Source organism: Phyllobacterium sophorae, assembly GCF_003010965.1.
In the GTDB taxonomy this organism is placed as follows: domain Bacteria; phylum Pseudomonadota; class Alphaproteobacteria; order Rhizobiales; family Rhizobiaceae; genus Phyllobacterium; species Phyllobacterium sophorae.
In genome coordinates this window covers 469,927-493,123 of the sequence record NZ_PGGM01000003.1, presented here as the reverse complement: position 1 = coordinate 493,123, position 23,197 = coordinate 469,927, and the positions used below count along the sequence as shown (strand labels likewise).

At 55.1% G+C, this 23,197-nt stretch carries 23 protein-coding genes; 12 read left to right on the top strand and 11 right to left on the bottom strand.

Annotated features, from left to right (window positions below; translation table 11 throughout):
• Positions 1-24 precede the first annotated feature (24 nt).
• The 4 genes from CU103_RS10175 (at position 25) to CU103_RS10160 (ending at position 4,766) form a co-directional block, all read left to right on the top strand.
• Complete coding sequence (locus CU103_RS10175; protein ID WP_425350588.1) at positions 25-1,038, top strand: ABC transporter permease; 1,014 nt, start codon at positions 25-27, stop codon at positions 1,036-1,038.
• A 2-nt stretch (positions 1,039-1,040) separates the two neighbouring features.
• Positions 1,041-2,069, top strand: coding sequence for a Gfo/Idh/MocA family protein (locus tag CU103_RS10170; RefSeq protein ID WP_106663768.1), 1,029 nt, complete (start codon positions 1,041-1,043; stop codon positions 2,067-2,069).
• Positions 2,066-3,988 carry a D-apionate lactonase gene (gene apnL / locus CU103_RS10165; protein ID WP_106663767.1) on the top strand — a complete coding sequence of 641 codons (1,923 nt, stop codon included), beginning with the start codon at positions 2,066-2,068 and terminating at the stop codon, positions 3,986-3,988. Before CU103_RS10170 ends, apnL begins: the two co-directional genes overlap by 4 nt.
• Before the next feature lie 67 nt (positions 3,989-4,055).
• Positions 4,056-4,766, top strand: coding sequence for a transcriptional regulator NanR (locus tag CU103_RS10160; protein ID WP_106663766.1), 711 nt, complete (start codon positions 4,056-4,058; stop codon positions 4,764-4,766).
• A 405-nt stretch (positions 4,767-5,171) separates the two neighbouring features.
• On the opposite strand, the gene CU103_RS10155 is transcribed toward CU103_RS10160, so the two are convergent.
• A complete protein-coding gene (locus tag CU103_RS10155; protein ID WP_210203745.1) occupies positions 5,172-6,104 on the bottom strand; it encodes a LysR family transcriptional regulator in 933 nt (310 codons plus the stop codon).
• A gap of 40 nt (positions 6,105-6,144) precedes the next feature.
• Here CU103_RS10155 and CU103_RS10150 point away from each other — a divergent pair, with 40 nt between their 5' ends.
• Positions 6,145-6,363, top strand: coding sequence for a DUF1127 domain-containing protein (locus CU103_RS10150; RefSeq protein WP_106663765.1), 219 nt, complete (start codon positions 6,145-6,147; stop codon positions 6,361-6,363).
• A gap of 149 nt (positions 6,364-6,512) precedes the next feature.
• Here the strand turns inward: CU103_RS10150 and CU103_RS10145 are convergent, their stop codons facing one another.
• On the bottom strand, positions 6,513-6,983 hold the full coding sequence (locus CU103_RS10145; RefSeq protein WP_106663764.1) for an aminoacyl-tRNA deacylase: 471 nt from the start codon (positions 6,981-6,983) through the stop codon (positions 6,513-6,515).
• A 335-nt stretch (positions 6,984-7,318) separates the two neighbouring features.
• On the opposite strand from CU103_RS10145, the gene CU103_RS10140 reads away from it, so the two are divergent.
• Complete coding sequence (locus CU103_RS10140; protein ID WP_106663763.1) at positions 7,319-7,627, top strand: hypothetical protein; 309 nt, start codon at positions 7,319-7,321, stop codon at positions 7,625-7,627.
• A gap of 30 nt (positions 7,628-7,657) precedes the next feature.
• Complete coding sequence (locus tag CU103_RS10135; RefSeq protein WP_106663762.1) at positions 7,658-8,605, top strand: complex I NDUFA9 subunit family protein; 948 nt, start codon at positions 7,658-7,660, stop codon at positions 8,603-8,605.
• A 204-nt stretch (positions 8,606-8,809) separates the two neighbouring features.
• On the opposite strand, the gene CU103_RS10130 is transcribed toward CU103_RS10135, so the two are convergent.
• The 7 genes from CU103_RS10130 to CU103_RS10100 all read right to left on the bottom strand — a co-directional run bounded on the left by CU103_RS10130 (position 8,810) and on the right by CU103_RS10100 (position 15,471).
• Positions 8,810-10,093, bottom strand: coding sequence for an NAD(P)/FAD-dependent oxidoreductase (locus CU103_RS10130; RefSeq protein WP_106663761.1), 1,284 nt, complete (start codon positions 10,091-10,093; stop codon positions 8,810-8,812).
• A gap of 157 nt (positions 10,094-10,250) precedes the next feature.
• Entirely contained in the window at positions 10,251-10,979 is a 729-nt protein-coding gene (locus CU103_RS10125) for an amino acid ABC transporter ATP-binding protein (protein WP_106663760.1), read from the bottom strand.
• 36 nt (positions 10,980-11,015) lie between these two features.
• Positions 11,016-11,690 carry an amino acid ABC transporter permease gene (locus CU103_RS10120; RefSeq protein ID WP_106663759.1) on the bottom strand — a complete coding sequence of 225 codons (675 nt, stop codon included), beginning with the start codon at positions 11,688-11,690 and terminating at the stop codon, positions 11,016-11,018.
• A complete protein-coding gene (locus CU103_RS10115) occupies positions 11,687-12,364 on the bottom strand; it encodes an amino acid ABC transporter permease (protein ID WP_106663758.1) in 678 nt (225 codons plus the stop codon). The genes CU103_RS10120 and CU103_RS10115 overlap by 4 nt, the downstream gene beginning before the upstream one ends.
• A gap of 99 nt (positions 12,365-12,463) precedes the next feature.
• Entirely contained in the window at positions 12,464-13,249 is a 786-nt protein-coding gene (locus CU103_RS10110) for an ABC transporter substrate-binding protein (RefSeq protein ID WP_106663757.1), read from the bottom strand.
• Positions 13,250-13,345: 96 nt separating this feature from the next.
• Positions 13,346-13,846, bottom strand: a complete 501-nt coding sequence (locus tag CU103_RS10105) for an Lrp/AsnC family transcriptional regulator (RefSeq protein ID WP_106663756.1) — start codon at positions 13,844-13,846, stop codon at positions 13,346-13,348.
• Between the two features lie 296 nt (positions 13,847-14,142).
• On the bottom strand, positions 14,143-15,471 hold the full coding sequence (locus tag CU103_RS10100) for an MFS transporter (RefSeq protein WP_106663755.1): 1,329 nt from the start codon (positions 15,469-15,471) through the stop codon (positions 14,143-14,145).
• 627 nt (positions 15,472-16,098) lie between these two features.
• Between CU103_RS10100 and CU103_RS10095 the strand changes: the two genes are divergently transcribed.
• Complete coding sequence (locus tag CU103_RS10095; protein ID WP_106663754.1) at positions 16,099-16,464, top strand: MmcQ/YjbR family DNA-binding protein; 366 nt, start codon at positions 16,099-16,101, stop codon at positions 16,462-16,464.
• A 1,200-nt stretch (positions 16,465-17,664) separates the two neighbouring features.
• Here CU103_RS10095 and CU103_RS10090 read toward each other — a convergent pair.
• Positions 17,665-19,134, bottom strand: coding sequence for an MDR family MFS transporter (locus tag CU103_RS10090; RefSeq protein ID WP_106663944.1), 1,470 nt, complete (start codon positions 19,132-19,134; stop codon positions 17,665-17,667).
• 728 nt (positions 19,135-19,862) lie between these two features.
• On the opposite strand from CU103_RS10090, the gene CU103_RS10085 reads away from it, so the two are divergent.
• A complete protein-coding gene (locus CU103_RS10085) occupies positions 19,863-20,393 on the top strand; it encodes a hypothetical protein (protein ID WP_106663753.1) in 531 nt (176 codons plus the stop codon).
• Complete coding sequence (locus tag CU103_RS31365) at positions 20,390-20,533, top strand: hypothetical protein (RefSeq protein WP_170117019.1); 144 nt, start codon at positions 20,390-20,392, stop codon at positions 20,531-20,533. The genes CU103_RS10085 and CU103_RS31365 overlap by 4 nt, the downstream gene beginning before the upstream one ends.
• Before the next feature lie 994 nt (positions 20,534-21,527).
• On the opposite strand, the gene CU103_RS32000 is transcribed toward CU103_RS31365, so the two are convergent.
• Complete coding sequence (locus CU103_RS32000) at positions 21,528-21,707, bottom strand: hypothetical protein (RefSeq protein ID WP_245448699.1); 180 nt, start codon at positions 21,705-21,707, stop codon at positions 21,528-21,530.
• Positions 21,708-21,996: 289 nt separating this feature from the next.
• On the opposite strand from CU103_RS32000, the gene CU103_RS10075 reads away from it, so the two are divergent.
• Complete coding sequence (locus tag CU103_RS10075; protein ID WP_245448698.1) at positions 21,997-22,302, top strand: enolase C-terminal domain-like protein; 306 nt, start codon at positions 21,997-21,999, stop codon at positions 22,300-22,302.
• A 243-nt stretch (positions 22,303-22,545) separates the two neighbouring features.
• Positions 22,546-22,917 (top strand): hypothetical protein, encoded by a 372-nt coding sequence (locus CU103_RS10070; RefSeq protein WP_106663751.1) that lies wholly within the window; start codon positions 22,546-22,548, stop codon positions 22,915-22,917.
• The last annotated feature ends 280 nt before the right edge of the window (positions 22,918-23,197 follow it).

Here is a 23,197-nt window from a genome sequence, read left to right as displayed (position 1 = left end):
GGGTTGAATTCAAGTTCCGCTGTGATGGCGCTGCTGCACATGCGCACCTTCATCGCCCTGTTTCTTGTCCTGATCTTCTTCTCCTTTGCCGCGCCAAATTTCCTGAGCACTGCCAACATGGTAATCATGTCGAAACACGTGGCGCTCAATGCGTTCCTTGCGATCGGCATGACATTCGTCATCATCACGGGAGGTATTGATCTTTCCGTTGGATCGATCGTTGGTCTGTCCGGGATGGTTGCAGGCGGACTGATCATGAATGGGCTCAACCTTGGCCCGATCGGCTATACCGTTTATTTCAATGTTATCGAGGTCATTTTGATTACATTGGCTGTCGGTGTATTGATTGGAGCACTCAATGGATTTCTCATAACCCGGCTGAATGTCGCACCATTCATCGCCACACTTGGCACACTTTATGTGGCACGCGGCTTTGCGCTCCTTTCATCCGACGGGCGCACGTTTCCCAACCTTGTAGGCAATGCCGAGCTTGGAACGACAGGATTTCCCTTTCTCGGATCAGGGCTGATCCTCGGTATCCCCGTGTCAATTTGGCTGCTCGTCATTGTCGGATGCGCCGCGGCCTATATTGCCATGCGTACGCCGCTCGGACGCTTCATCTATGCTGTCGGCGGCAACGAACGGGCAGCGGCCTTGTCCGGCGTGCGCGTCAATCGCGTGAAGATGTTCGTCTATATGTTCTCGGGCTTCTGTGCAGCGATCGTCGGCCTGATCATTTCCTCCGAACTGGTGGCGGCTCACCCAGCAACAGGTGAAAGCTTCGAACTTAACGCGATCGCTGCGGCAGTCCTTGGCGGAACCTCAATGTCCGGCGGCCGCGGCAGGATCGGCGGCACAATTGTTGGCGCATTTGTGATCGGAATTCTCTCCGATGGCCTCGTCATGATGGGTGTCAGCTCGTTCTGGCAGATCGTCATCAAGGGCCTGGTAATTATTGCTGCCGTTGTTGTTGATCAGTTCCAGCGAAGATTGCAACAAAAACTGGCCCTGCAGCAGCAGGCGGCGATCGGAGGTTAAACATGTTGAAAGGAGGTCTGATCGGTTGCGGCTTCTTTGCGCACAATCATCTGCATGCCTGGCAGGAAATCGACGGGGTTACCATCACGGCTCTTTGTGATCGCGACGAAGCCAGGCTGAAGCAAGCAGGGGAGAGGTTTGGGGTTTCGCGGCTCTATACCGATGCGGCACAAATGATTGCCCGGGAAACTCTCGACTTCGTCGATATCGCAACGACTGTCAAAACACACAGGCCCCTCGTCGAACTGGCCGCCAGTGCCGGCCTTCCAGTCATATGCCAGAAACCCTTCGCCGAAAACCTGATCGATGCCCGGGCAATGGTTGATACATGCGAACGTGCCGGTGTAACTTTGATGGTGCACGAGAATTTTCGCTGGCAGGCACCGCTTCGCGCCGTTCGTGCGCTTCTTGATATTGGCCGCATCGGCGAAGTTTTCTGGGGTAGGGTGTCCTTCCGTTCGGCCTATGACGTATTCTCGGGCCAGCCATACCTTGCCACATCAGATCGATTCATTATCGAGGACCTCGGTATTCATATGCTTGATATTGCCCGCTTCCTGTTTGGGGATGTCAGCCATTTGTCAGCGGCGACAAGGACGGTCAATCCGAGGATCAGGGGCGAAGATGTCGCCACAATGCTGATGGTTCACGAAAGCGGTGTAAACAGCATTTGCGACTGCAGCTATGCAACCTCGTTGCAAGAAGAGCTTTTCCCGCAGACATTGCTGGAAATTGACGGCAGCCGCGGTACGATCAGGTTGTCGGCAAATTACGAACTGACGATACACAGTGAGGGCGTTACCGAGAAACACATGGTTACTCCAGTCCTGCACGATTGGGCGAGCAGGCCATGGCACAATATTCAGGAAAGTGTCTACAACATTCAACAACACTGGGTGGCGTGCCTTGCTTCTCAACGAGCGCCGGAAACGTCAGGGCGGGATAATTTGAAAACCATGGCTCTGGTGGCGGCCGCATATCAGTCGGCCGCCGATAATCTTGCGTCGGTGGACGTGAAAGCTGTGGCATGACGACAGCCGGCCCATCGCGTTCAGTCAGACTTTTTGGAACGGACGCCCCAGTGGCCGATGTACAGCGATTGAGCGCCGGGGAACTGGCGGTTGAGTTGGCACAAGGGAACTTGAGAGCCATCCGTTTTAAGGGATACGAGATCCTTCGTGCCATCGCCTACGTCGTTCGCGACCGTGACTGGGGCACATTTGATCCGGTTATCAGCGAACTGACCGTCGATAGACAGGCTGAATATTTCGAGGTGCGTTACGCGGCACGCTGCGAAGGTTTGAATTACGCGGCGGCAATTCGAGGTCACGCTGACGGGACGCTGAATTTCTCGGTAACTGCGACGCCGGAGTGCGACTTCGAGACCAATCGCTGCGGGTTTTGCGTGTTACACCCGATTGTTGGCGTAGCCGGAAGATGCGTTACTGTCGGGCATTGTGACGGCACGCAAGAAGATGCGGTCTTTCCTGACCTGATCGACCCCTGGCAGCCGTTCAAATCGGTCTGTTCGCTGACGCACATGCCGGCAGAGGGAATAGAGGCTACCTGTCGATTTGTTGGCGATGCGTTTGAGATGGAAGATCAGCGCAACTGGTCGGACGCCTCTTACAAAACCTACGTCCGTCCACTCGCCTTGCCTTGGCCGTACATCATGCCGGCTGCCACGGCCAATACCCAGAGCATTGAACTCGTCCTCAAAGTATCACCATCGGCAACGAGCCGTGCCGACAGCGCGAATTTCGTTCCGGTGCATGTTTCCAATAGGCCATCGGGCCGCAAGTTTGCACAAACGGGACTGCTGATAATGCCTGAAGCGTTGCACGAAACGCTTGATCATTACGCAGTACTGGAAGACATCGCGCCGGGTTTTCTCCTTTGTCATCTCGATTCAACGGCAGGCCACGGCCAAGAGGAACTGAACGGGTATGCCGGTGTGCAAAGTCGGACAAAATGCCCGATCAGGCTTGAATATATCGCCGCTGCCGGTGGCAATTTGGATGATGAGTTCGGCGCGCTTGCGACGAAAATCCAGCGATCCGGACTTAAACTGGACGCGATGGTTGTGTGCCCATCCGCCGATCGTCAGTCGACGCCACCAGGAAGTGCCTGGCCGGAATGCCCACCGCTGTCGGACATTTACAGGTCGGCCCGCGGGGCCTTTCCCGGTCTGGCCATTGGCGGGGGTATGGTGAGCTACTTCACCGAACTCAATCGCAAACGGCCACCGGTGGAACTGCTCGACTTTGTCACCCACGGCACGAATCCTCTTGTCCATGCCGCCGACGACACCAGCGTCATGCAGACGCTCGAAGCCTTGCCGTTCATCTTTCGATCCGCAAGGCAGATCATGGGCAACAATCGCAGCTATTGTCTGGGCCCATCATTCATTGCAATGCGCCAAAATCCCTATGGTTCGCGGGTCTTCGATAATGCAATTGAACGCAAGACAATGGCCAAAACGGACCCGCGGCAGCATGGGTTGTTTGCCGCTTCGTTTATCGCTGGCTATGCAGCGCGTATCGCCGAACACGACATTTCCGCATTTGTTCCTGCTAGCCTGTTGGGCCCGGCCGGACTTCTTGACGGTGCGGACAACAGGTATCCTGCATTCCACATCGTCAGACAGCTGAGCAACCTGGCCGGGCAATCGGTGGTCGAAAGCTGTTCGGAGGACCAGACGAAAGTATTGTCGCTGGCATGCCGCGACAGCGTGGGACGACGTACCGTCATTCTTTCGAACATTACCTCAGAGCTGCTTACCGTGACAGTCGATCCAGGGTCGTCCCCAAAGAGCGCACTGACAATTATGATGATCGACGAGGATAGTTTTCCTGGGACCCGGGTGGCAAAGAAATCGACTGTTGGCAAACACCAGCATGAGCTTCAATTGAAACCCTATGCGGTGGCACTCCTGCACTATAATGTTTAACCACGCGCAAGACAGTCTGGCGTTGGATCGATAGTTGAAAATGAAGGTTTCGGGAGTCCTTTGATTGATGAAAAATCTCGATGATCGAATCGTCAGAAGAAAGCTTTCCGATGAAGTTTTCGATCGATTGCACGACCTCATCGCGAGCGGTGAAGTCGGTCCTGGCGACGAGATGCCTTCTGAGCGGGATCTCATGGAACGGTTCGGCGTCGGCAGACCGGCGATCCGTGAGGCTATGCAAAGCTTGCACAATATGGGGCTGATCTCGATCTCACATGGGGAGCGCGCCAAGGTTGCCGCGCTGACCCCGCGAACCATGTTCAAACAGCTCGACGTCGTAGCGCGCATGCTGATGTTGACGTCGCCAGAGTCACTTGAGCATCTGAAGGGCACCCGTCTGTTCTATGAGCGCGGTTTGGTCCGCATCGCGGCCGAACGGGCGACGTCAGCTGACATCGATGTGCTTGAGGCGATCCTGGCAAGTCAGAAAAGCCATTATGGCAATTCCGAGCGCTTCATCGATGACGACATTGCATTTCATCGGAAGATCGCCTCGATTTCGGGCAATCCTATTCTCGAGGCTTTGAGCGAATCGCTCCTGAAATGGCTGTTCGAGTACCATATTGAAATGTTGATCTGGACAGGGCAGGAAAATGTAACCCTGCAGGAACATTCCGCCATTCTCGATTGCATAAAGGCTGGCGATCCGGATGCGGCGGAACGTGCCATGGTCATTCATATCGAGCGTTCAAGGGGTTTGTATGCGGTGAAACGCTGAGCACTCTTGCTGCACAAGGGCCAACGAACTGGACAAGCTACCTTGTCGGCAGGCTTGTCGCAAAATCAGCACGCACTAAGAGACTGTCTGCGGGGCGCTGAAAAGGACAGACGGCACTGAAGCCTTTGGTAATCAAACTGGAGGGCGTCCACGTTCGTTCGTGGCAGCGAGGTAGACGTCAATCGCCCGCCCGACCCCATTCTAACTCTAATGGCAGTCGCGCCCGCGTTGCTCATAGCTGATGTCACGTTGGATTACCACACCCGACCTGCCCATAAACACGACGCAGAGCAGGCCGGGCTGCCGACGGAAATGGGACCGCCAGCCTTAAAACACTGCGCTCGCATGGTTAACAAGGGATGGAGTTTTTGGCGACGCGTGGAAGCGAGTTAAATTCGGGGTCGGTCAACTTTGGAAATTGCGCAAACATTGCATGATCGTACGCAGACCACGGGTAAGAAGCTTGTCTCGGCGAACAATCATTCCAAGCTGACGCGTTAGCTTCGGCCTCACCGACGACGTTGTCAGGAAATCGGCTCGATTTCGTTTCAGGGCCAGTTCGGGAAGGATAGACCAACCCAGCCCTGCCGCAACCAGCTCTTTGATCGCCTCAACGCTGCCAAACTCCATCGTCGGCTTGGCCTGCAGCCCCGCCGCCCTCATCCAATCATCAATACAGCGTCGCGTGTTCCCGCCTTCATAAAGAAGCAGGGGCTTATCGCACAAAAAGGCTGCGTCCGGGCCTTGGGAGGGCATGTCACTGTCTTTGTGCGCAACGGCAAGCATCTCCTCCTCGTAGAACGGTTCTATCTCGAACGGCCGCCCGTGAGCAGGAAGGGCGGCGACCGCAAGGTCGAGCAGGTTCGATTCAAGGTCGCGCAGGATGTCATCGGCGTTGCCGATGCGTACGGTGATCTCAAGACCGGGCATACGTTTCATTGCTCTTGCAATGGCGAGCGGCAAGAGATGGATTGAAGCAGTTGCGCCACTGCCGATGCGTACTCGCCCAGCGGCACCGTCCCGATGCGGTATCATCGCCTCCTCCGCGGCAATGGACTCCTGTGTCATCCGTCGCGCATAACTCAGCAAATCAAGGCCGGCCGTCGTCGGCTGAGCCCGTCGGCCGATACGTTCAACTAGCCGCACCCCCAAACGCTGTTCCAGCAGTTTTATTTGCAGGCTTACGGCAGGTTGCGTCAGACCAACCTTGTCTGCAGCTGCCGTGAAGCTGCCAAGGTCTGCCACGTGAATGAAAGTTGCGAGCTGCTCAAGGTTCAGGGGCACACAAAAGTATTCCTTATGGAAAACATAAATACCATAAGCTTCTTTTCGGTTCATTTCCAGCGCAATATGGGCTGATGGCATGAAAGGAAGTCATATGACAATGGAGATCGATAGCAGCAATGAAGCGCATAGCGCCATCGCAACGTCACGGCGAATCTCGAGGTGGGGCCAGGCTCAAATTGCAGCGATCGCACTCTTGCTCGACAAACGCCGCAGTCGCAAAGCACTGTTGGAGCTTGCCGACCACCAATTGCTGGATATCGGGGTCACGCGGGCGCAGGCCGACGCCGAGGTAGCAAAGTCATGGTTCTAGGGATGAGTAGTGGTCAGAGGGATGGTTCGTCCGCTGCGTTCACGTTAAGAGTATTTGTCAGGCCGGGCAGAGGTCGCGGCCATTGGATGCGCATCGCCAGACGCAAACGAACGCCGCACGATCAGACTCTGAAACAGCGATCACGCCGTCTAGGACACGTGGCTGAAGCGGGCGAGGCGCGCATCCTTCATCAGGCTGCGAAAGTTCGGTCCACTGACATGCACCAGTGTCTTGTGGTCCCCGCCTTCGAAATAGACGTCGCTGGCGTCACCGAGGCTTTCGTCGAGGATCACCGGCACATCGTAGGCCGATCCGATGGGCGGCACTGCGCCAATGTCGCAATCGGCAAAGAGCGCGCTGACCTCTTCCTCCGAGGCGAGACCAAGACGCCTGTCCACCACTTCCTGCAAGGTGGAGAGCTCGATCCGGTGCGTGCTTGGAACAACGGCCAGGACGTAGCCCATTTCGTGATGCACGACCACGGACTTGGCCAGCTTGCTGCCCGGAACCCGCGCCGCGTGCGCCGACTGGCTGGTTGTTGCTGTACGGTGATGCGCGAGGGTGTCGTAGGCGATGCCCTGAGCGTCGATATAGTCCTGAAGTTTCCTTGCAATTGTCATGGAAGGCCGCCCCCTTTGTTGTGTGGTGAGGCATAAAAAGACATTTTCCTCTCATAACCTGCGAAGTCAACGACGATTAAACAGCCCAATGAAGCAGCCCTGTGGCGGTCACTGAGACTGCTGCACGGCCGCCACAATGACTCTAGCGCAAGATCAAAATGGCTATTGTGTACCTTGCAGTTGACGATATCTCAGCGAGCCATGGACGGGATGAACCAATCCACTTTCTCATGACAATTTCACGCCATCGCCACGAGATGGGAATGGCTGAATTGTGGAACAATCTGGGGTTAGACCGGTTTGTAACGTAACGACAACCGAATATGGAGGACTGCATGAAACCTCGTTTCATGAATTCTGTCCTCGTCACCTGCTTGCTTTGTACGGTCGACGCATCGGCGGCCGCGCACGAGCGGCGTTTTCGTCACAATGACTATGAAAAGCCCCGCGAGGAATGCCAAGTCGATCCAGGGGAAGGCGGCGATTACGAGCGCGAGGAAGTTCTCAATAGATGCAAGGGCATATTAACACCGCCCCCGACGGGTGATGCAGAAATGGTCGAACCAGCCCCGGATATAGGGACCACCCCAGTGATCCCGCCTGGCTTTTTGCCGGATCACCCACCGGGCCCAGACTATCCCTGACGGCCACGCCGTCCACCGAGGACCAGACTGATGATGAGTGACAATTGGAGCACCAAACGCCTTGTCACCGTCTTTGGTGGAACCGGCTTTCTGGGCCGCAGGATCGTCTGTCGGCTCGTGGAGAAAGGCTTCAATGTCCGTGCCGTATCCCGGCACCCGGAACGGGTGAGCGGACTCTTCCCCGCGGATGCAAGGACTCTGGAAGCGGTCCGGGCGGATATTCTGGACCCTGCCTCAGTCGCGTTGGCCGTCGCCGGTTCGCAGACGGTTGTGAATGCTGTCAGCCTCTATGTCGAACGCGGAAATCGGACGTTTGAGCGCGTCCACGTGAAGGCAGCCGCGGATCTCGCCGCTGCGTCGCGCAACAGTAGCGTCGAGCAGTTCATACAAATATCGGGCATCGGTTCCGATGCGAAATCCGAGTCTCGTTATATCCGTGCGCGCGGACAGGGGGAACACGTCGTGGCGAGCACAATGCCCAGCATCATCATTCGTCCCTCTGTTATGATTGGGCCGGACGATAGTTTTCTTACCGTGCTTATCAGGCTGATACGTCTGCTTCCCGTCTATCCGCTATTTGGGAATGGCGAAACAAGGCTGCAACCGGTCTATGTGGGCGACGTTGCGCAAGCCATCAGCGTTCTGATCGACCGTAACGAGCCCATAGGTTCCTCGATCTTCGAATTTGGTGGCCCGCAAGTCTATACCTATGAGGAACTGGTGCGAGAGATTGCTGGCCAACTCGGTGTCCAGATCCGGCCGATATCAATTCCCTTTGAGATCTGGAGCGTGTTGGCCACAATAGCGGAATTTCTTCCCGCCGCTCCCCTCACGCGGATTCAAATTGAACTTATGCGTCACGACAACGTGACAGCCCGCGACCTGCCCGGCATGAAGGAACTAGACATCGAACCGCATGGTATCAGGGAGGTGATCCGCGCGATCGAGCAGGCAGATCGACAGGCCAGGCATGGGTGACACAGACCTATGCGGCTCCTTGCGCACACCGAGGATGCAACTTCATAGACGCCAGCGCTGCTCATCGGTCGTCATCCAAAGCCCGCGACGCTGTACGATTTTAGGTTTCGAGTGTGTCGGCGAATTCCTCTTGGCAGCGGCTTCCTCCGGGATGGGTTGGCTGCTGGCCTTGGGGGTCGACAAGGGATCGGTTTTTCAGCCTGGTCACGTAGATGACCGTTCCCGCCACCAATCTTGTGCTTGCAGTTTCCAATAAGTAAGTTGCGCAACGGACAAGCCAACAGGGCCCCCAGCCCAAACAAGGCCGAACGGCTTGAATAGTTCGTAGCGATCGGACTGACCAAGAATTGCCTCAGCGATCACCTTCCCACCAATTGCTGTCGTGTTCAGTCCATGACCGCCAAACGCCGTGCAATACCAGACATCGGGTCGCAGTTGCCCGATCTGAGGCATGAGATGGCGTGCATATGACATCAGACCTGACCAGGACGTCTCAATTTTCAAATCGGCGAGCTGCGGATAAGTGCTCACCATTTCCCGGCGCAGTTCTTTTGCAAGGGCTGCAGACGACGCGGCTTTCGTGGTGATGCGACCGCCCCAGAGCAGACGTTTGCCATCCTCAACCACGCGATAGTAGTCCCCGGCTCGCCGATTATCACTAACGGCATCTGTCGTGGCGATGGCTTGGTGGATGAGATCCGGAGCCTGTTCTGTCATCATGACGTAAGTGGCAATCGGCAGAAAGCTCCGCTTTATCTTGGGAATCAATCCCGCCGTGTAGCCACCTGTTGTGACCACGATGCGCCGGGCCTTTATCTCACCTCGAGCTGTCCGGACGACCTTCTCCGCCCCCCCCAAATCAACTGAAAGGGCTGGGCTGCCTTCAAATATTCTTCCGCCAAGCCGTTCGATCTCCTGCGCCAGGGCCCGAAGATAGTTGAGCGGGTGTATGTGAAACGCCTGCGGGTCGCGCAGTCCCTGAAAATAGCGCTCGGAGCGCAGAACCCCCTGCACTTGATCCCGGCTCATATACTCCACAGAATAATCGAATTCGCGTTGGAGATAGTCAGCACGTGAACGCAGACTTTCGCCATTGTTATAGCGCAGTACGCTCATGATGCCGGGTGTGGGCGCAGCCGAAGTGATGGTCAGTTCATCAATAGTATCGCGCAAAAATCTCATGCCTTCGATCGATAGCGCGTGGAGCTTGCGGGCGTTTTCGGTACCCACTGCGCGCTCGATTGCATCGCCTCCATTGGCATAACCGGGACTGACAATACCGCCATTGCGTCCAGAAGCGCCCCAGCCAATGCGCCTGGCTTCCAATATGACGACTGCTTGGCCGGCGCGTACCAGTTGCAAAGCCGTCGTTATTCCCGCAAGGCCACCTCCTATGATGCAGGTGTCACATTCGGTGGTACCTGACGAGGCCGGAAATGCGTAATTGTCGGCGATCGTTCGTCGGTAAAAAGTATCAATGTAGCTCATTGTGCGCTCGCAAATAGGCCGTTGGCCAACATCACCTGGCGATCGTGCGGCAGTTGTAAGCAGAGCCATCCATCCCAAGCCCAGAGATCGCTTACACTGGAGAGCAGCGATCGAAATCGTCTCGTTGCAAACACCAGCCGGGTGTGCTGATCCATCATCAATGACGTAGAATTTTACTCAAGAAGGCGCGGCTGCGATCGGTCTTGGGGTTGGAGAAAAACTCCTCCGGCGGTCCGGTCTCGACGATGGCGCCCGCGTCCATGAATACGACGCGACGAGCCACTTTGCGCGCAAAGCCCATCTCGTGGGTCACGACCATCATGGTCATGCCTTCCTCGGCCACACCCACCATCACATCAAGCACCTCGCTGATCATTTCGGGGTCAAGAGCTGAAGTAGGCTCATCGAACAGCATAATTTTCGGGCGCATGCATAGGCAACGTGCGATGGCTACCCGCTGCTGTTGTCCGCCAGAAAGTTCAGCGGGGTACGAGTTGAACTTGTCGGCCAGCCCGACTTTCGCCAACATTTCACGCCCGGCGATCTCGGCCTCGGCCTTTGGAATTTTGCGCACATGAATTGGCGCGAGGATGACGTTTTCGAGCGCGGTTTTATGGGGGTAGAGATTGAATGACTGGAAGACGAAACCGACCTCAGTCCGCAGTTCGGTCATGTTGGTAGCGCGATCCCCTAAACGCTGTCCGTCCACCACCAGATCGCCGTTCTTGATCGTCTCAAGACCGTTGATGCAGCGGATCAGCGTACTCTTGCCTGAGCCACTGGGACCGCAAACGACGACCACCTCGCGCGGCTCGACGTTGAGCGTGATGTCTTTGAGCACATGAAGTGCCCCAAACCATTTGTTGACGCCGCGAAATTTGATCATATCAGGCTGCCTTCATGAGGGTGACTGCGGTGCATCTTAAAGTTGCACCTCGCCGTGCGCGGCGTTCATGTTTTTCTCAAGCCGGCGTGCAAGCAGGATAAGCGGGTAGCACACCACGAAGTAGCCGGCACCGACGATAGCAAATACCAAAAGCCCATTTGGAACGCGCTGAACCACGAGCCAGCCAACGCGGGTAAGGTCTGTCAAGCCGATGGCGGATACGACGGACGAGTCCTTGATGAGGAGAACATATTGTCCAACGAGCGGGGGCAGGGCGACGCGCATCGCCTGGGGCAGCACCACCTGGCGCATTCGGTGCCACTGCGACAAACCGGAGGCGAGTGCAGCCTCGACTTGGCCCGTCGGCACCGAACGTATACCCGCGGCAACGATCTCGCAAATGAAGCAGGCTGCCAGATTGGTGAGGGCAATGATCCCCGCAGTGAAGGCGTCCAACTCGATTCCAAGTTCCGGCAGAATGAAAAATATCAGGAATATCTGCACAAGAAATGGTGTGCCCCTGATGAGATCGACCCAAGCACCGATGACCCTGATGATCAAGCGATTGCCCTTTGTTCTCAGCACACCGAGGAAGAAACCAATGAGGGTCCCAAGGATGAGGCTTAGCAGTGACAAGGCGATGGTCATTGCAAGACCACGCAGCGCCAAAGGATAGCTTCCGATAAGGCTTTGAAGCTGTTGCCAGATCATTTGAGGTTCCCCGTAGGACGCAGGCGAAGCCAGCGTTCGGATGAAGCTGCGAGCGTTTTCAATCCATAGTAGAGCGCAAGGTAGCACGCTGCAGTTGTGATAAAGCCCTCTGCAGGCATAAAGCGATCCGAGGCCAGAAGCTGGCCGGCCCGCGTTAATTCTGAAACAGAAATCAGCGAGAGCAACGCGGAATCCTTCACCAACACGATGGCTTGCCCAAGAAGCGGCGGAATGGTTACCCGAAACGCCTGCGGCAGCACGACAAGACGCATGCGCTGGAAATAGGTCATGCCCGAAGCAATGCCTGCCTCGACCTGGCCGCGTGAAATCGACAGGATGCCAGCTCGGATGATTTCGGCGACGTAAGCTCCGCTGTTCAGCGACAGTGCGAGGATGCCGATGAAGAGTTCCGGCAACACAACGCCGAGACGCGGCAGGCCGAAATACAGGAAATAGAGTTGCGCTAACAAGGGCGTTGCCCGGATGACATCGATATAGATCTTTGCGGGGACCTTCAGTGCCTGCGAACGTTGCAAGTTCATTGCACACAGGGTGATGCCGACAGCAAGGGCACCCGCAAATGACACGATGGACAGCCATAGTGTCGCGGCGAAACCATACCCGAACAGGGGCAGGTATTCGGTGATGGTGCGAAAGCTGAAGTTTTCAAGCATGCCGGGAGCATCCTTCGGGCGACGAAATGAGCGCGGTCATACGGTGGTCCAGACGGAAACGCATCGGCTCGCTGCGCCCCGTCCAAAACCTGCTATTGTCTAGTGCTCTTTTTTCCACGCGTCAGAATTGACCCAGTAGTCCAGGTTCTTCTGCAGGCGGCCATCAAGTGCGACCTGATCAAGAAAGAGGTTCATCCAGATCAAAAGGTCCTGTTCATCATAGCGCGTTGCGAAGGCAAGCGGCTCCTTCGACAGTGTTTCCGGCATGATCGTGAAGGTTCCGGCAGGATAGGCCGCCTGCTGGCCCTTGACAGCGGAAACGTCGTTAACGCCGCAATCGGCCTGACCGTTGTTGACTGCGTCGAGAAGGAGTGGACCTCCACCCTTATAGCTCTTGATATCGGCGTCAGGAAAAGTTTCCTTTGCCACTTTCTCGCCCGTCGCACCAAGCAGGACGGCAATCTTCGTGCCGGCCGCCTTGCAGGCATCGATTGAACCGAACTTGCTGCCCGCTTTGGCAAAGACGGTGCTTCCAGTGAACATGAAGGGCTTGGTGAATGCGACTTTCATCGCACGCGGCAGCGTCGGCGTCATGTCCGCAACCAAAAGGTCGGCCTTACTAGAAAGAAGGGCCGGAATAAGGCCATCCCAGTCGAAGTCGAGGAAGGTAATCTTTACTCCCATTTCCTTTGCCATCAACTCGGCAAGTTCGACCGCGCTGCCCGTGCGCTTGCCAGCCTGATCGACCATGGAGAAGGGAGGGCCTTGCGTTTGGACTGCCACGCGCAATTCTCCGCGCTTGGTGATGTCGTCAAGGGTGCCGGCGCTTGCAGCGACGGACATGCCCAGCATGGCAATGCCTGCGACGAATAACTTCGTGATCATTGGGTATTCCTCCGTGTTCCAGTTATATGTTCCCGCCCGGTTGGGCTATTTGTGTTCCAAGGTTGGCGATCCTCAGGATTTTCCTAAAATCAAGACTTACGGTTGAGCGTTTTGGCCGCCTGACCAACAGCCCTTGGGCAGACTTACCCATTTGTTGCACGCCGCCATGACAACGAACGTCTCGGTGCGCGTGATCTCTCCCGGCTCACCTACGCCCGGAATGAGCTCGCTGGTGACGCGATAAAGGTCCGCAACGTCACCGGCCACGACGACATCGACGATAATATCGAAGCGTCCTGTTACGACGCACGCTGAGGTGACGAACGGGAGCTCGGCGATCCGCATTGCGATCTCTCGGGCGCGGCCATGCCCGCGAGCATTGATGCCGACAATCGCCGAGATCAGTTCGGGTCGCTCCGACAGGCTCAACAATCCGACAATTTTGATGAGGTTCTTGCTCAAGAGGTTACGAAGGCGCGAGCGCACGGTGGGTACCGAAATCGCCATCCGTTCAGCCAGTCGATTTACGCCAAGTTGCGCGTCTTGTGACAGCAGTTGGACCAGTTTTCGATCCGTCTGATCCAAATGTTCTCGCAAAGCTGCATACTTTCATAAATGGAAAAAAATGTCGCAGTATTTTTCTATTACTTGTATAGCGTACATTAAATTGTTTCCAATGCAATGGGTTCGTTGCTCCCAGCGCTTATCTTCTGCGCTGGCCCGTGTCTGGCTCGTTCTTTCGAAGGGTAACCTCGAATAATCGCCTTTGCTATGGATGCAATCCCTGCTGCAACGACACGCCGGTCATCTCGTCCGGAAACGTGCCCAGGCTGTTGCCTCGAAGATGAGGCCCTGCGAGCAAAATGTGCAGGGCCAGTTAGCCCCGCACAGGATTATGTTTCGGCTCTAGGCTCAATCGGATTCCAGATGCTGATCTTGCGCGTCTCGGGCATTAAGAATAGAGCGAGCACGAAACATACGGCCGGAACCACGATCGGGTAAAGCAGCGCGTAGCCGATACTGCCGGTGGCCGCGAAAGCCGCTGAGGTAATGAACGGCACCAGTCCGCCACCCCAGCCATTGCCGATGTGATACGGCACCGACACTGACGTGTAGCGAATCCTGCCAGGGAAGTATTCTGCCAGGAACGCCCCGACCGGCCCGTATACCATCCCGACATAGCAAACGAGGATAAAGATGATGAAGATCGCGACTGGATAGTTGATGTTGCCAGGTTGCGTGACTGTTCCCAACCACAAATAGAGCGGATAGTAGGTGATGGCAGCGAGCAACATGCCTCCCAAGATCACTGGCTTGCGGCCGATGAAATCGGACAGCAGGCCAAAAAGGATCAAACTCGGCGTTGCAAGGAGCAGCGCAGCACCCACAATGTAGGCCGAGTTCAGCGGGTCCACCTTGGAAACCTGCTGTAGAAAATACAATGCCCAGAACTGGCCGCTGTACCAGACGACGCCTTGCCCGATCAGCACGATGGTCGCGATCCCAACGTATTTGATATTGGCACTAAGGAAGGCTTCCTTCCAGGGATTTTTGGTCATCTGCCCCTTGGCCTTGATCTCCGCGAAAATCGGTGTCTCCTGAAGCTGGAGCCTGATGTAGATTGCAATCGCTACCAGCAGGAAGGAGACCAGGAACGGAACGCGCCACGCCCATGCGTCGAATGCTTCATTGCCGAAATAGGTACGCGTTGCGATGATCACCGCCAGTGACACCACAATCCCAAGCGTCGGCGAGGTCTGAAGCCAGCCGGTGTAGTAACCACGGCGTTCGTCGGGGACATGCTCGGCGACGTAGGTGATGGCGCCGCCATACTCACCGCCCAAGCACAATCCCTGGATCATGCGCAAACCAAACAGGAGGAATGCAGCGGTCAAGCCGATGGACTCGTATGTCGGGATCAAACCGATCGCGCCTGTGCCCAACCCCATGCCGCTGAGCGTAATGAGGAAGGTATATTTGCGGCCGACACGGTCGCCCATCCAGCCGAAGAGGAACGCCCCCAGGGGGCGGATCAGAAAGCCTGCAGTAAACAGCGCAATTGTACTGAGCAAAGCTGCGACTGGGTGGGATTGTTCGAAGAACTTGACTGAAAGAACCGCAGCCAAACTCCCGAAGATATAGAAGTCATACCATTCGATGATGTTTCCCACCGACGCGGCAACGATCACGCGGCGGAAATCTTGCGGGACTTGAATAGCCATGTTCTCTTCCTCCTATTTAGAGACATTGCCTCCAATATTTCGGATCTCTATTTTTCTCGTGACCTGAAACCTTGCGCAATCTACGCGCTAGCATCTGAACATCTGTGGATACATCCACTGTCACCTCGCAGGGGTGTTGAATCAGCTGAGGAGAGTTCCAACGCCTCGGCCCCAAGGAGCTGCTTGCGAAGGTGCGCGAGAGGCTGTAGGCGGTGCTTGGCGTCTCGGTCAGCAGGGTAAGAATACGCCCGTAGGGCGAACTTTCCAATTAGGCATTCGGACCTATACGTCTTCGACCTTGACAGCGAGTATTACTTCCACGGTGAAAACTGCGGCAATTGCTTAAACGTGATATCGAATATCGCGCATCTAGTGCCGCAGTACTAGCAGTTAGCAGGAAGCATCACGGCCTGAAGCATAGCGCAGTCCCGATCGGATGTACGCGTTTATCAAGGCGACGACTTGGGTATGACTTGGAATAAATCATCCCCCCATATGCTTCAATTCTTAGCATCTATGATACATTCCTCTTACCGTCGTTTCACACCAATAGGAGTTGCGGGGACTCAGTTCTGCAATTCCGCAAATGTTCTCCGAGAACTCACTTCTAGCGCCTTTGGAAAATGCATGAATTTGTTCGAAATCGGATGCTTCGAGAGCTTCACACTTTCGCTTCCAGGCGTTTCCCTCGTCGACCAATGGGGAGCGCGGGTCGCAAAGGTGAGCGGCAAAGTATTCACGCTTCTGAGGCTGGTATCCCCTGATCTGAACAGCATTGTATTTAAGTGTCCAGAGGAAAGCTTCGTCGTGCTGACCGGGATCGAGGGTGTCAAGCAGGCGCCTTACTTCGCTAAGCGGCAGTGGGTTTGCGTTTCTAAGGAGGCGGGTCTTAGTGATAGCGAACTAGACGCCTATTTGCGTCGATCCTACCAGCTTGTTGCAAAAGGCCTGACTAAGCAAGTTCGTCAAGAATTAGGTATCAGACTCGAATAAAGCGTCATTCAAACACTGGTGAGCCTGGCTCGGCGGCGCCGAACTGTGTGTTGGCCGCTGGAAACCTTTTCGTTCATTTAAAATTCAACCGCGATCAAATCTCATGTCGCGTGCGCGTTCATGTCAAAAGAAAAATGCTTCCCTTGGCGATCATTGCGGTCAGGTGTGGATCATTTTGGCACTGAAAAGCGTTTAGCTAGGAGTGGTTTGCAGAAAAGAGAGAGGCTCAAATTTTCAAACAGCCGCCTGCAAATCGGGTCGTTGAGGAGGAAAACACGATGCCAATCCCGTCCCCTATACGGACCGGATATTACCCGGAACGAGAAAGACATTGCAAGGAGGCGTTACGAGGTCGTTTTATGAAACTTCAGCATGGGAACTTTACAGATATCGCCGCCTTGCAGGCGGAAGCCTACTTGTCTGGCTGGACGCCAGCTGAGGTCCAGCGGGCAATAGATGCTCTTGTCCCAATGCGGCACAAGACTTCGCAACCTGCATTACAGCTCGTATCCGGGCGAAGTCGCGCCTAACTTTGGAAACGATGATCGTGCCTTGGTAAGTATTTTTCGGGCAATAAATTGCTGCGATGGCAGATAAGAAGTGTGCAGTCCCGGTTTTTGCGAACGCGGAACGCGCTGATAATGCTTGGTCGCGGCAGGCGTTTACGACCAAAACCAATTTGGGCGAGTGCTTGATCAGCATTTGGCCCTCGGTTCAGTTTTCTAAATTCTTGCGTTATGCCATCATGAGACGGCCATACTTCTAGAATTTCTGGGGCGAAAGATGGTGCGGGCACCACTTTCAAATATTCTTCGTCAGCCCCGTCTGGTCCGAAAGCTGGCGCGGCGATCGGCGCATCGCAATCGAAAGACGGCGTGGCTGTATCGGGATCATCTCTGCACCGTAACTTTTAACTTTGCCAGCGGTGTGTACCTTGGTGGGATTGCTGGATTGGACGGCAGAGTTCTTCCCGAAGCATCGAAGAGTTGCAGAACGAGCTCCAACATGTGGTTGACTGCTCGATAGGTCCGGACATCGAAAATAGGGATGTTTGACGCGATCACCACTGCATGTCCCACCAAATACCGGGTTGAGATCTCAAAATTTGGGCGTTGGCCGCAGTGAGCCGGAAATGCGCAGGGTCGGCACTATGAAACGCACATAAGATGATTCGACGACGATGTCTGATTGTTCCCTGATTTAGATGCGAGCCTCTTTACGACCGGCATCTCGTGACACAGGGATAAGCCACGTTGTTGCGAAAGTAAGCAGGGCTAGGATGAAAACGCCCCAGAAAGTCCAATGCAACGCCGAATGAAACACCGTCCTGACCGCTGGCGTTGCGGCAAGGTCGGCCAGCCCAGCAGGTTGATTGAGAACCTCGTGGAGTTGGGCGGCCAGATCGCCGTTCCCGAAATGGACAATGCCAAAGTTAAGAATTGCGCCAAGGATCGTTGCACCGAGGGTATTTCCTAAACTCCGTGAAAAGATAATCGAAGCAGTCGCACTGCCTCGCATTGACCATTCGACGCTTTCCTGGACAAGAACCACGCTAGTGATGCTGATAAGGCCCATGCCGAACCCCATCAGAAAAGATCCAATACCCGCCGAAATGGGACTGCTCTCAGGCTGTAGGAAAAGAAGGAACACAGCCCCGACAGGGAACATGAGGCTACCAGTGCGCAGGGTGCTGCGAATTCCAAATGCACGGTAGAACCGGCTGGACAGCATGACTGCCATGGGCCACCCGACAACCAGCATGGTTAGGGTGAAGCCGGCGACGAGCGGCGAGCGGCCCAGCACACCTTGCACGTAAATAGGAAGAACGGTTGTAAGTCCGATGAGCGCCATGCCCGCAAGCAGTGTGGCAGTATTGCTGGTGGCGATCAGCCGTTGGCTCCAAAGGGCCAGTGAAATGATGGGTTGAGGGGCACGCCGCTCCTGAAGGAAAAAAAGGCCGCCGCTCACGCAAAAAACTGCAGCAAGACCGGCAAGGATACCGAAACCTGAATCTGTATCGGTGAGCATGGCCAAGAGGGAAACAATGGCGACCGAAAAAAACAGGCTTCCGAGATAATCAATTTTGACCTTCCGAGGTTCAATGGATTCATGCAGAAAAAGCCCTAACCCTGCAATGGTCAGCAGGCCAAGCGGAAGATTAATCCAGAAGATCCATCCCCACGAAAAATTATCGACGATGATACCGCCCGCAAGGGGGCCAGTGACTGCCGATATCGCCCAAACGCTGGCAAGTACACCTTGGACCCTGGCCCGTTCTTCCAGCTTATAGAGGTCCCCGATAACCGTCATCGACACCGGCTGGATCGCTCCTGCACCGATGCCCTGTAATAGCCGGAATCCGATCAGCGAGGCCATTGACCAAGCGAAGCCTGCAGCCGCAGAAGCGATAAGAAATATTACAATCCCCCCGATAAGAATGGGCTTCCGGCCGAACACGTCGGACAGTTTTCCATAGATGACTGTTGTCGTCGATTGTGCGAGAAGATATGCCGAAAAGACCCAGCTATAATAGGTAAAGCCGCCGAGTTGCCCGACAATATGCGGGATCGCTGTTGCAACAATTGTCGCCTCTATCGCGACCATGAATGTCGCAAGGACAATGGATACAACAACCCAAGGGCGCTTCGTCTTGTCTACCGTTTCAAGCATGGCATCTTCTTCTGACTTTCCACCCAGCGAAATCGCCGCCGCTGGCGGCAAAAGCGCAAAAACGAATAAGGCGTTGGGGAAGTGGTTCTCGGTGGGAGTAGGGCGTTGCTTTCCTAGGCAGTACAAGTTCAATCCCTACTGACCCTGAATGTCAAATCATAGTTGAGCCGCGCGGATGCCGGGCGTTCGGGTACGGCTTTGAAGGTGTTGACAGCTCACAACGAGACGCTTGCGAGCCGCCGCTCAAACCTCGAATACAACGCCTTAGTCAGGTTGCGCGTTCCTATGCAAGACCCTACGAAACCATGCGTCGACACTACCCGATTTGATCTGTTTTGAGGGCTAAATGATCAAATATTAAGGCGCTGCATGGCCGTTCAAACGCAGAAGGTTTGATCAGAAGACCGCTGGTCACGTGCTCGGTAGCACTCGATTTCAGTGTGCGTCGTGGAGCCCGGGATCGTGCGGATTGGTGCATTATCTCGGGCAGGCATTTTGGCCAGTTCTTAAGTGGACCATCATCCCTCAAAGATCCGCATTGCTCTGAGTTAATAATATTTACCTTGATCCTAAATATATTAAATTTTACTTATCCATCAGTAACTGGCTTCATACCACCCGAGCCTAAGGCGCAGCTGGGAGAGAAATCATGACAACCGCAGCGGCGGAAAGTGAACTGCCCGCACAATCCCGCGGAAGATCACGAAAGTACCCAAGGAGAGGATAAAATGACCGTTCGCGTTGCAATCGACGGATTTGATCGTATCGATTATCTGCGTCCCGTTGCGGAATTCGGCTGTTCCGAAATCGCGACCGTCGCAATGAGCGACCTAAATTCTGTGGTGAGCAACGCACAACTGATGGTTTATGCCGGCAAATCGGACAAGTTCTCATCGCCGAACCCAAAGTCCAGGTCAAGAACGGTGGGGATGCTTCAGGGGATTTTCGCTTCCCTCGTCGGTGTCCGGCTTGCAAAAGTTGAACAGGCCATTCTTGTAGTCATGCGATCTGATGCATTCCTAGGGTCTAAGTGGACGTCAAAAGAACTGCATTTCTTTCTATGCGAGATGCTATTTGGCAATTGCGATGATGCGGACCATACAATCCATGCCTGGAGGAGCGCCGCCCTTAAGGCGTCCATTCGCAGGGGGTTGGCTTCGCTACAGCACAGGGGGCTGGTGAAATACACGGTGGCGCGTCAAAGATGGTTAAGCAGGCCGTCAGAAATCAAGTGGAGTTTGGTTGACGCGCAGATATGAACGCCCACAACGCCGGCAAACGGGAACAGAAAAAGCGGCAACTATTTCTCGTGCGTGAAGGCGCCGGTCTGATCGAACGGCAGGTGCGACCGGTCTGGCAGTATCTGTGGCTGGCCACGACGCGGAACCGCCGCCTATGATGACTTCTCACTAGACGATCGACGTCTGTGGCGGAAAGGGAACTTGGGAAGGCAATGTCGGCACAAAGGAGCGTGGAGAAAGCAAATTTGGTGGCGCAAATCGGACACTGCCCGACACGGAACGGGGAGGGACGTACCCTGGTTCTACTGCAAAAGCCAACCGACCAACCATAACGCCACCATACCTGACACTATCCAAAAGAATACTGTGGCTCTGAAAAGTTGTTTTTGGCCTTTGAACATGACTGATCCCCCGGATGCGTGGACATGAACTTCAACAGACACTGACCAATACCCAGCAAGCTTGCGTCCCCCGGGACTGGCAGTATTGGATGCGTCACACTTCGCCGTTCGAGTGATCGTCAACTCTTCTCAACGAACGGCAACTTGATTTCATCTGTGCTCGTTTCGGCAATTATCCAGCAACTTCCGGTTAGCAGCTTAAATGAAGTAGAGCATTGTAGCGATAGTATAGCAAGAGCTATATTGATTTTGAGTACCTCGTAGTGCGGAAATTTCGTTGGTCCGGCTTTGTCGGATGTGATGGAAGTATAGCAACGGCTATGTTGCCCAAATCATGTGTTCGAAAGTTAACCAAGTGAAGACATGATGAACCAGCGCACACCGATTGCGGTGGGCTCGTTGGTGGTCCCAGCACACATTCGAAAAGGGAACCCGTGGCCACCAGTCGAACTGATCGCGGATATTATCGAAGAAAAGGGGGAAAGCTAGGCAAGACGAGATAGTCCACGCTCAGCTGGCCGTGGCAAAATGCCGAAGCGGTCAATACCGCTGGCATCGTGGCCCTCTCCTTGAGGACTATTGACAAACACCGCGCGGACCAAAGCTGTAAGGACCATCGTTTCAATGCGCCAGTGCCATCGGCACCGAGACGGCAAAATTGACGCTGAAGCTGTCAAGCACCTCTCAATCCGGAGGGTCCATAGCTTCAGACTTAACGATCTCGTCAGGCAGGAGTGGCTTGCATGTTCAATCATGTGGTCGAGGGGACCCGTGATATTTCGTCCAGAAGTTGGACCGCGGAAATCCCGCCGCCAACGACGGTCACGTGTTTTCCGGCGAAGTCCTCGGCCGTGCGGTAATCGCGCGTGTGGAGTTGCCTTCCCTTGAACCTGTCCGCACCAGGATAGTCCGGTATGTAGGCGACTCCCACGTGCCGGTGGCATTGATAAGCCCCCGCGCTGAGAATGCCCCTCGATCCGTTTCGATTCTGAGCCTGTCGCCCCTGTCGCAGACTACTTTGACGTTGACAGGGCGATGAACCGGCAGTCCGAACTTGTGCTCATATGCTGCAAAGTACTTTGGAACCGCCACCGAGGCTTTGACCTCGTCGGCATCAATATCGATCGCATCGGTGAAGCTCATTCCGGGTAGATCATGCACCCGATTTACCGTACTCAGCGTTAACGACGGCCAACGGAATTGCCAAGCGCCCCCCGGCTGTGGATCAGCGCGGGGCCCCCTATGTCAATCACACCTACACGTCACACTTAGCCCTGAGCGCGTCCCTGCAGGCCTATGCCGGCCTCGAACGGCAGGACCTGTGCGAATATCCGATGGACCCATCCTCGCTGTCCTGGTTAATATGCCGTGAGCATCTGGAGATCGACCGCGCCGGCGAAGTAAAGATTCCGGATGCGCCAGGCCTTGGCATTTCCGTGAACTTTGACGCCTTGCAAAAATACATCGTCGAGCTAGAGATCAGGATTGGCCAGTCAATCCTCTATAGAACGCCAAGCCTCCACTAGATTCTTCGATGACGTTGCGGCCCCAGACTTGATGTCGGGTTCGGTATTTTCCTCAGTTTCGCAAGCCCTGAGGCGACTAGCATGGCCAAACATCGCTGATTTGCTGACCGGGGAGTGCCACGACAAGCCGAACGCACGCCGAATTTTGCGCAGGGTAGCGCAATATAGCAGGGAAGTCGTGTCAAGCTTGTTGGAATGCGTTGACGGTGCCTCGAGCCGCGAAGGCGTACTCGTGATCGGAGCGTGCAATACCTCGAACTAATTGATACGGCGCTGTTGCGGCCAGGCAAGCTTGATCGACATACAAAGATTACATTTGCCAAACGCTACAGCCCGAGAAGGGATACTCCGCTGTTATCTCAGCAGGATCTTGCCGAATTCGACATGGATGTGATTGCCTATCGCACCGAAGGCTGGAACGGTGCTCAACTTGAGCAACTCGTTCGAGATGCCCGTCGACGGGCAAGGGGTAAAGGCAGGGAGATGGAATATAGCGATCTATATAATCAGCTGCCGCCCCAAGAAGCCGTAAACGACGCTATTCGGTTACGCTGCGCAATTCATGAATCCGGCCACGCAATTGTGGGTGTCTTGCTCGGTGGTCTGTACGACTGAACGAACGTTCTGGCAGGCCAGAACGTGTTGCCATCGCGACAACTGGTGCGTGGGTCTTGTAGTTCATTGCCAGCCATTCCTGGCATCTGTTGTCCGTCGCGTCGGTCTGTCGTAAGCTCGTGATCGATGCGAAGGGCTGCTGCCCCAGGTCATGCCACCGCAACAAATAGACCTTGGCCACCTTCGATAGCTTCTTTCAGTCTGACATAACGCGCAATCAGAGGGCCAAGTCCTGCCAGCTTGAGCCGCCGCCTGCCATGATAACGCGCTGGGCCTCGCC